The following is a 2,469-nucleotide window of genomic DNA, read 5'->3' on the forward strand; positions in this document are numbered from 1 at the left end:
GTCGTATTTTTTTCGACTTTTTTGCACAAAAAAGCACGCACCTTTCGATGCGTACTTGAACTATTTTATGAATTTCTTAAGTTAATGACATTGTGGTTAGTTTCCCGGTCTACAGTCTTCCAAATTTGCGGCGTGCATCGAAAGGATGCACGCCTTTTTTATTTCCGGAATTCCAAAACAGCAGGAAAAAAGCCCTTTCCGGGCAGCCCTGTCTGCTCCTGCGGCATGCGAAGGCACGACAAAAGTGATTGAAAATTCTAATATAAAAAGGGCACCCCATTGACTTTGAGGCGCCCACTTTCATGAAGAACGAATCACGGATCACGATTACCGAAATGACGCAGAACGGTCAGAACCGAAGTGAAGACTAATCTTCATCCTCTTCATTCCAGTATGCGGTCTTGATGCCGAGTACTTTTTCAGAGACAAACTTTGCCTCTTCATCCAGGGAGTACTGGCGGGCCGCCTGGACCACATACTTAATGCCCAGGTACAGCATAGGAATGTTGCAGTACACGATGATGATGTTGCCCAGATCGGAGAAAGCCCAGAGGTTGGACAGGTCGTAACCGGCAATGTTGCAGGCAATGCCGAAAGCGGCAACGAATACGCAGAGGATGCGGATGAAATTGATGAAACCTTTCGAAGAAGCGATACGGTTGGCAGAAATTTCAGAGAAGGAAATAAAGCCGAGCACGCAGGTAAAAGCGAAGAGACAGAAGCAGACAGAAACCATGATCTGGATGAAGCTCTGCAGCGCTCCCGGGGTGAGACCGTTGACGGAAAGCAGGAACTTCGCATAGGTGCCGGCTGCCTTCCATGCTTCCGGATTTTCTGCCCATTCGTGAGCCATGACGATGATGAAACCGGTCATGGTGCAGATGACGTGGGTATCCAGGAATACACCGAGAGCGGAAATGATGCCCTGTTCACAGGGGTGCTTTGCTTCTGCAGAAGCGGCTGCCATGGTAATGGTGCCCTGGCCTGCCTCGTTGGACATGAGGCCTCTCTTGACGCCCTGGAGAAGCGCTACGCCCACAGCCCCGCCAAAGACGGCTTCCGGCTTGAAAGCGCCTGCAAAGACAGCGCCGAAGAAATAGGGAATGCTTCCCACATTGGTGATGATGAGAAGAAGAGCTGTCAGCACATAAATGACCGCCATCACCGGTACGAGAATGTCAGACCAGTGGGATACGCGGTGAATACCGCCGAAAGCCAGATAAACCATAAGGATGATGACGATGACCGATGCGATGTAGAAGAAAGTGGACTGCACCGGAATCTGGGCACCAATCAAAGTGCTTGCGATAGCGCCGGAGGAAACGACTACGTTGAAGCCCTGGGCCGGCAGGCACATAAGGGCATAAATAATATACACCAGGGAAAGCAGGGTGCCTACCCAGATTTTATTTCCACAGAGTACTCTCGCATAGAAAGGAAGGCCGCCGACAAAGTCCTTGCCCCTCTTTTCCTTGAAAATCTGGGCGAGAGTTCCTTCGGTGAAGGCCGTAGCCATACCGAAGAAGGCGGAAATCCACATCCAGAAGAGTGCCCCCGGACCGCCGGCCGCGATAGCGCCGGTCACGCCGATCATATTGCCCGGGCCCACGCGCATGGCCGTGGACAGGAGGAACGCAGCCAGCGGCGAAATACCGGTACTGATGCTTCGTTTCTGGGAAAGCGTCTTCATGCCCCGCTTAAAGAGGCGCACCTGGATGAATCCGAGACGCAGAGTGAAATAAATGCCGGACCCCACCAGTACGATGATGGCCAGCGAGAAAGAACCCAGTACAGGGATGGCCTTCCAGAAACCGAACATTTTCGGGAAATCCCAGAAAAAGTCCGAAACCGGCGTGACGAACGAGAGCACCGCATTGAGTGCCGCAAATAAACCTTCCATAAAAACCCTCTCCTTTCCACCGGAAGAGTCCCCGCTCTCCGGAACAGGCAAGACCGTCTTTTATTTTCATTCCGCCATGCCCGGCGGAGAAAAAACAGAAAGAGCCTGCAGATGAATTCCCGCAGGCTCCCTTGCCCATTATCTGATTGGTATTATTATACTTCATTATATTAAAAAAGAAAAGTATAAATGAGGTAAATATATGCACTTTTCAGGACGATTTCTGTCTTTATCAGGCCGAAGGGGAAAAATGGTTTGTAGTTAGTGGTTATTTCTTAGTTATCAGTTCTCAGTAGTCAGCGGCCCGGCTCAGGATGTAAAAACTTTTCATGCAGCCGGCTTCAAATACTGTTAATGGATAATAGTTAATAATCCCTCACGCAAGGGACGTGTCTTTCAGCATTTGGAAATAAAGTTCCGCAGATAGGGCTTACAGGGAAATCGTTCCATTGCCCGCCTGTGTACAATGCAACTATTAACTACAATATCATTAACTTAGCAGCGTATAAAATACCTCTAAATCGAAGTTCTTCTATCATATATAGGGGAAATAAGCCTTTATTCACCCT

General features: G+C 49.4%; 1 protein-coding gene. It reads right to left on the reverse strand.

Going from position 1 to position 2,469, the window contains the following annotated elements; translation table 11 throughout:
* Positions 1-367 precede the first annotated feature (367 nt).
* A complete protein-coding gene (locus QZN42_RS10120) occupies positions 368-1,900 on the reverse strand; it encodes a sodium:alanine symporter family protein (RefSeq protein ID WP_296957341.1) in 1,533 nt (510 codons plus the stop codon).
* Positions 1,901-2,469: the final 569 nt, after the last annotated feature.

The sequence above is a fragment of the uncultured Dialister sp. genome, assembly GCA_900314595.1.
GTDB lineage: Bacteria > Bacillota > Negativicutes > Veillonellales > Dialisteraceae > Dialister.